We start from the raw sequence: 7,036 nt of genomic DNA, 5'->3' as shown, positions 1-7,036 counted from the left end.
CACGCTTGCGGGTGCGCTTGGCGCGCAGCTCAAAGCCCGTATACATCGGCGCCTCCAGACTCATCTGCTTCATGTCGCTATTGTCCCATCCCGGCAGTCTGGCAGGAAGGTTTTGCAGACCTTCCCTTGAGGAGGTTCAGGGGAAGCGTTTCGGTGGTCATGGGTAGTGCCTCACTGAGTGGAAGTCCCGAGTCAGGGACGGATTCAGGCCATCTGGCTGATGGTCCTGCGGAAACGGGTGAGCGCGAGCGCGAACAGGACCGAACCGATCAGCGCCAGGGCCAGGAAGGGCTTCCAGACCACGCCGATGCCGGCGCCGCGGTAGAGGATGGCCTGGGCCAGTTCCACGAAATGCGTGGTGGGCGAGGCCAGCATGATGTCCTGCACCAGCTGCGGCATGCTCTCGCGCGGGGTCATCGAGCCCGACAGCAGTTGCAGCGGGATCAGCACCAGCACCATCAACATGCCGAACTGCGGCATGTTGCGCGCCAGCGTGGCCAGGAAGATGCCCAGCGAGGTGGTCGCGAACAGGCACAGCGCCGCGCCGACCACGAACAGCGCCAGCGAACCTTCGATCGGCACGCCCAGCAGACCCCGCACCACCAGGTTGAGCGAGACGAAGGCGGTCACCAGCACCACCAGCCCCATCGACCAGACCTTGGACAGCATGATCTCGGCCGGGGTGACCGGCATCACCAGCAGGTGTTCGATGGTGCCGTGCTCGCGCTCGCGGATCAGCGCCGCGCCGGTGAGGATGATCGAGAGCATGGTGACGTTGTTGATGATCCGCATCAGCCCGCCGAACCAGGTCTTGTCCAGCGACGGATTGAAGCGCGCGCGCAGCGCCAGTTCGATCGGCATCGCGGTGCTGCCGCGCTGGCGCCGCACGAACTCGTTGACCTCCAGGTTGATGATCTGCTGCACGTAGCTGTTGCCGGTGAAGGCCTGGCTCATGCGGGTGGCATCGATGTTGAGCTGCAGCGCGGGTTGCCGGCCGGCCAGCACGTCGCGCTGGAAATTGGGCGGGATGACGAGCACGAAGGTGTAGGCGCCCGAGTCCATGCCGGGATCGACCTCGCCCAGCGAGATCATCGCCGGCGGCGAGAACTGCGGGGGATAGAACGCCGAGGCGATGCGTTGCGACAGCGCCGAGCGGTCCTCGTCGACGATGGCGATCGGCGCGTTGTGCAGGCTCTCGGGCATGGCCGTGGCGGCGGTGTGGATCGACACGGTGAACACGTAGGCGATCAGCACCAGCAGGATCGGGTCGCGCGCCAGGCTCCACAGCTCCTTGATGCCCAGGCGATAGACGTTGGCCAGGTGGGGGAGTTTCACGTCAGCGCTCCTGTTTGCGGGTCAGGGCGATGGCCAGCCCCAGCACTACCGGCACGGCCAGCAGCAGCGGCCACAGCGCGCCGCCCAGGTCGCGCAGGTGCAGCGCCTTGCTGAACACACCGCGGCTGATCGCGATCATGTGGCTGGCCGGATAGATTTCGCCCACCACCCGGCCGACGCCTTCGAGCGAGGAGATCGGCTCGAGCAGACCGGCGAACTGGGTCACCGGAATGATCGTGCCCACCACCACCAGGAATATCGCGGCGATCTGGCTGCGGGTGACCGTGGAGGCCAGCAGCCCGAAACCGGTGGATACCGTGGTGAAGATCAGCGCCGCCAGCGTCAGCGCCAGGAAGCTGCCGGTGATCGGCACGCCGAACACGGTGACCGCCAGCAGCGCCATGGCCAGGAAGTTGAGCATCGCCAGGGCCACGTAGGGCAGTTGCTTGCCCAGCAGGAACTCGCTGCGGGTGACCGGGGTGACGTAGAGGTTGGTGATCGAGCCGCTCTCCTTCTCGCGCACCACGGCGAGCGCCGTGAGCATCGCCGGCAGCATCAGCAGCAACAGCGGCACCACCGCCGGCACCATCGCCGGCAGGCTGCGCACGTCGGGGTTGTAGCGGTAGCGCGATTCGATGGCGATCGGGCTGGCCAGCTGCATGCCGAAGCGCTCGCGCGCCTGCTCGGCCAGCCAATGCAGGTGGATGCCCTGCAGGTAACCCTGGATGGTCTCGGCGCGGGTGGGCATGGCGCCGTCGAACCAGGCACCGACCTGGACGCTGTTGCCACGCAGCACGTCGCGGGCGAAGCCCGGCGGGATCTCGATGGCCAGCGCCAGCTCACCGCTGCGCATGCGTCGGTCCAGCTCGGCATGGTCCGACAGCGGCGGTTGCTCGATGAAATAGCGCGATCCCGAGAGCGCGTTGACATAGCTCTGGCTCAGCGTGGTCTGGTCGCCGTCGAGCACGGCGTAGCGCAGATCCTCCACGTCCAGGCTGATGCCATAGCCGACCACGAACATCAGCAGCAGCGAACCGACCAGCGCCAGCGTGGCGCGCACCGGGTCGCGGCGCAGCTCCAGCGACTCGCGCCACATGTAGCTCAGCATGCGCTGCAGGCTGAAAGGCTTGCGACGGGCGTCGCGATGGCCATCGGCGCGGGGCTGCGCGGGCGCCGCGTCGTCGCCGGTCTGCCCGGGCGTGCCGCCGCCGGCCTCGACCAGATAGCCGATGAAGGCCTCTTCCAGTGTCTGCGCACCGCGCTTGGCCACCAGCGCGGCCGGGGCATCGCTGTCGAGCACCTTGCCCGCATGCATCATCGACATGCGGTCGCAGCGCTCGGCCTCGTTCATGAAGTGGGTGGAGATGAAGATCGTCACCCGGTCGCGCCGCGACAGCTCCACCAGCAGGCGCCAGAACGCATCGCGCGCGACCGGGTCCACGCCCGAGGTCGGCTCGTCGAGGATGAGCAGCTCCGGCTTGTGCACCATCGCCACCGCCAGCGACAGGCGCTGGCGCACGCCCATCGGCAGGCTGGCGGGCAGGCTGTGCACGACCGCCTCCAGGCCGAAGCGTTCGACCATCTCCTGCACCCGCGCCGGGATGTCGTCCTCGGGCACCTTGAACAGGCGCGCATGCAACACCAGGTTCTGCTGCACGGTCAGTTCGGAGTACAGCGAGAACGCCTGTGACATGTAGCCCACCCGGCGGCGGGTGTCGATGTCGTGCGGGTCGACCTCGTTGCCGAACAGCCAGGCGCGGCCCTCGCTGGCCGGCAGCAGACCGGTCAGCATCTTCATCGTGGTCGACTTGCCGCAGCCGTTGGAGCCGAGGAAGCCGAAGATCTCGCCGCGGCGGATGCGGAAGGACACATGATCGACCGCCACGAAGTCGCCGAAGCGCATGGTCAGGTCCTGGGCCTCGATGGCGATGTCGCCGTCATCGCTGCTCAATGGCGGGATCACGACCGGCTGGTGGTCGCGGGTTTTTTCTTCCGGCAACAGGGCGATGAAGGCCTCTTCCAGCGAAGCCGTGCCGGTCCGCGCCAGCAGTTCGGCCGGCGTGCCGGTGGCCAGCACCTTGCCGTCGTCCATCGCCACCAGCCAGTCGAAGCGCTGCGCCTCGTCCATGTAGGCGGTGGCCACGACCACGCTCATCTCCGGGCTCTGCCGCCGGATCCGCGCGATCAGGTCCCAGAACTGCGCCCGCGCCAGCGGGTCGACGCCGGTGGTCGGCTCGTCGAGCAGCAGCAGGTCGGGGTCGTGGATCAGCGCGCAGCACAGCCCGAGCTTCTGCTTCATGCCGCCCGAGAGCTTGCCGGCCGGGCGCGACAGGAACGGATACAGGCCCGTGGCCCGGGTCAGCTCGTCGATGCGGCGGCGGCGCTCGGCCGCGCCGTGGCCGAACAGGCGGGCGAAGAACTGCAGGTTTTCCTCGACCGACAGCGTCGGATACAGGTTGCGGCCCAGGCCCTGCGGCATGTAAGCGATGCGCGGGCAGACCGCGTTGCGGTGGCCGCGCCGGGCCATGTCACCGCCCAGCACCAAGACGCGGCCGGCCTGGATCCGGCGGGCGCCGGACACCAGCGCCAGCAGGCTGGACTTGCCGACCCCGTCCGGGCCGATCAGGCCGACCATGCGGCCGGCGGGAATGTCCAGATCGACGCCATCCAGCGCGGACACCTTGCCGTAGTCCAGGCGCACGCCCCGCAGTTGCACGACGGTGGGCGCGTTCGGCTTGGTCATGTCCGCTTACTCCACCGGCACATTGGCAACCAGATCGGCGGGCCAGGCCTGGTCGCTGTCGAGCCGGATCCAGGCCACCCCGGGCATTCCGGTCTTGACCTGCTCCAGATGCCGACGCAGAAGATCCTCGGGAATCTGCGCACGCACGCGGAACATCAGCTTCTGGCGCTCGTTGGCGGTCTCCACCGTCTTGGGCGTGAACTGGGCCTTGCTGGCGACGAAGGAGATCGTGGCCGGGATCACGTATTGCGGCCAGGCGTCGAGCACGATCCGCACCTCGCTGCCGATGGCGATGCGGCCGGCGCTGGTCTCGGGCACGAAGAAGGTCATGTAGACGTCGGACAGGTCGAGCAGGTTGAGCACGCGCCCGCCGGCGCCGAGCACTTCGCCCGGCTGCGCCACGCGCACCTGCACCCGGCCGGCGCGCGGCGACTTGAGCGCGCTGTCGTCGATGTCGGCCTGGATCCGCGCCACCGCGGCCTCGGCCGCGCGGACCGCGGACTGCGCCCCGACCAGCTGTGCCTCGGCGGCGCGCACGGCCGCCTGAGCAGCGGCGGCCTGGGCCCGGGCCGCCGCGACCGCCGCTTGGCTGGCGCGTACCCGCGCGCGGTCGTCGTCCAGTTCCTGGGCCGAGGAGGCGCCCTCCACCGAAAGCGTCTCCGAACGTGCCAGCCGGCGGCGCGCGGCATCGAGCTCGGCCTCGCGCTGGGCGACCAGCGCCTGCGCGGTGGCCACCTCGCTCTGCCGCAGCGCGATCTGCGCCTGGGCCGCGGCCACGCCGTGCTCGGCCCGTTGCCGCTCGGCCTCGGCCTGGTCGTACTGGGCGCGCAGGGTGTCGGTCTGCATCCGCGCCAGCGTCTGCCCGGCCTGCACGAAGTCGCCCTCGCGCACCAGGATCTCCTCCACCCGGCCGGGCAACTTGGTGGCCACGTCGATCTCGGTGGCCTCGATGCGCCCGTTGCCGCTGACGAATCCCTCGCCCGGACCGTGGTCGGACCAGCGCTGCCAGCCCCACCAGGCCAGCACCGCGACGGCGACGACCAGCGTGGCGGGGACGATGCGTTTCTTGGAAAAAAGGGACGATGCTGTGCTCATGGTATGTCCGACGCCCGTTGCGAATGGGTGGAAAGGCCTGCTTCAGCGCCACCGGAGCGCTGGCCAGGCCCGCCTCCGAGCGCGCCGTACAGCGCGACCTGGCTGGACAGCAGCGCACGGCGCACCTGCACCAGTTGCTGCTCGGCGTCCAGCAGGTTGCGCTGCGCGTCGAGGACTTCGAGATAGGCGGCCGAGCCGTTGTCGTAGCGCAGTTGGACCAGCCGGGCGCGTTCGGCCAGGGCCTGGCGCGCGACGGTCTGCACCTGCAACTGCTCGGCCAGCCAGTGGCGGGCCGTCAGCGCGTCGGCGACCTCGCGGAACGCGGTCTGGATGGATTTCTCGTACTGGGCCACCGCGATGTCGCGGCGCACTTCGCTGAGCTCCAGGTTGGCGCGGCGACGGCCCGCGTCGAAGATCGGCAGCGACAGCGTCGGCAGAAAGGTCCACGCGCGGCTGCCGGAATCGAACAGGCCATCGAGCTCGGCGCTGGCCGTGCCCCAACTGCCGGTCAGGGCGATGCGCGGGAAGAACGCCGCGCGCGCGGCGCCGATGTTGGCATGGGCGGCACGCAGCCGATGCTCGGCGGCGATGAGGTCTGGGCGACGGAGCAGCAGGTCCGAAGGCAGCCCTGGCTGCAGCGCCGCCAGCACCGTGTCCTCGTCGAACGGCGCGCGGGCTGGGAGTGGGCCGGGATCGGCGCCGACCAACTGGGCCAGTGCGTGGTACTGGCTGGCGCGCGCGCGTTCGAGCTGGGCCAGCAGCGCCTGCGCCTGGGTCAACAGGGTCTGCACCTGGGTCAGGTCCAGCCGAGAGGTCGAGCCGACTTCCTGGCGGCGCTGGAAGATGCGGTAGGACTCCGCGCGTGAGTCCACGGTGCGGCGCGCGATCGCCACGCGCTCGTCCAGTTCACGCAGCCCCAGGTAGCCATCGGCGACCTGGACGATCAGCGCCAGTTCGACCGCCTGACGGCCGGCATCGGTGGCCAGCCACTGCTGCAGTGCCGCATCCTTCAGGTTGCGTATGCGGCCCCACAGATCCAGTTCCCAACTGCTCAGGCCGACTTCGGCGCGGTATTCGCCGCCGACCACGGACTGCCCGTAGTAGTTGAGATCGCCCGGCACCCGTGCGCGCGCGCCCTGCGCACCCAGGCCCAGGCCCGGGAATTGATCGGCGCGCTGGATCTGGAATGCGGCTCGGGCTTCCTCGACCCGGAGCGCGGCGACGCGCAGGTCGCGGTTGTTGCCCAGCGCCGTCTCGATCAGGCGCTGCAGCAGCGGATCGGTGAAGTAGTCGCGCCAGGGCGGCAGATCCTCGCGCCCTGGCGTCGATGCGCCCACGGATGCGCCCACGGTGGACGCATAGCTCTGCGGTACCGGCGCGACGGGCTGTTCATACTCCGGCGCCAGGCTGGCGCAGCCGGCCAGCAGCGCCAGCGCGGTGCTGGCCAGGATCGGCCGGGCCCGCAGCGGCGGCGGACGGCGCTTGCCACTTGTGGCGACGGCTGGCCTATCGTTCATGTCATGTCTCCAGCACGTAGTGGCCCGGCGCCGCGTACTGCGGCTTGTAGCTGTCGTGTCCCGGCTGATTGGTAACACGTCTGTTGAACAGTTCGGGGGGTGATCGCTGCCATTGTTTCATGGCCTGGATGGGGCTGACATGCCCCAAGGCTTTCTGTGGCAGTTGGTGATTGTACGGCCAGACATACCGCAGGATGGTGGCCTCAAGTTCTTCGCCGCAATGGAAGTGATGGGTGCGCAGGATGTCGGCGATGCGCCCGTTGAAGCGTTCAACCATGCCGTTGGTCTGCGGGTGTTTTGGGCGGGTCAGGCGATGCTCAATGCCTAGCTCCTCGCAGAGCTGATC

General features: G+C 69.1%; 5 protein-coding genes. All 5 read right to left on the bottom strand.

Annotation, left to right across the window (positions count from 1 at the left end; all coding sequences use genetic code 11):
• Positions 1-204: 204 nt before the first annotated feature.
• Positions 205-1,335: an ABC transporter permease gene (locus Tfont_RS13955; protein WP_143969892.1), complete on the bottom strand. Its 1,131-nt coding sequence runs from the start codon at positions 1,333-1,335 to the stop codon at positions 205-207.
• A 1-nt stretch (position 1,336) separates the two neighbouring features.
• Positions 1,337-4,078: a ribosome-associated ATPase/putative transporter RbbA gene (rbbA, locus tag Tfont_RS13950; RefSeq protein WP_143969891.1), complete on the bottom strand. Its 2,742-nt coding sequence runs from the start codon at positions 4,076-4,078 to the stop codon at positions 1,337-1,339.
• Between the two features lie 6 nt (positions 4,079-4,084).
• A complete protein-coding gene (locus Tfont_RS13945) occupies positions 4,085-5,173 on the bottom strand; it encodes an HlyD family secretion protein (RefSeq protein ID WP_143969890.1) in 1,089 nt (362 codons plus the stop codon).
• Complete coding sequence (locus tag Tfont_RS13940; protein ID WP_143969889.1) at positions 5,170-6,690, bottom strand: efflux transporter outer membrane subunit; 1,521 nt, start codon at positions 6,688-6,690, stop codon at positions 5,170-5,172. The genes Tfont_RS13945 and Tfont_RS13940 overlap by 4 nt, the downstream gene beginning before the upstream one ends.
• A gap of 1 nt (position 6,691) precedes the next feature.
• On the bottom strand, positions 6,692-7,036 hold a 345-nt coding region (locus Tfont_RS13935), incomplete at its 5' end, for an integrase core domain-containing protein (RefSeq protein ID WP_143969888.1).

It is taken from the genome of Tepidimonas fonticaldi, from assembly GCF_007556755.1.
GTDB lineage: Bacteria > Pseudomonadota > Gammaproteobacteria > Burkholderiales > Burkholderiaceae_C > Tepidimonas > Tepidimonas fonticaldi.
Note: the sequence above shows the minus strand (reverse complement) of the source record. Positions and strands in the feature narration are given on the sequence as shown.

Bases quoted from the DNA above. Each gene is read 5' to 3' on its own strand.
- rbbA (WP_143969891.1), bottom strand. From the start codon at position 4,078: ATGACCAAGCCGAACGCGCCCACCGTCGTGCAACTGCGGGGCGTGCGC.
- Tfont_RS13945 (WP_143969890.1), bottom strand. From the start codon at position 5,173: ATGAGCACAGCATCGTCCCTTTTTTCCAAGAAACGCATCGTCCCCGCC.
- Tfont_RS13940 (WP_143969889.1), bottom strand. From the start codon at position 6,690: ATGAACGATAGGCCAGCCGTCGCCACAAGTGGCAAGCGCCGTCCGCCG.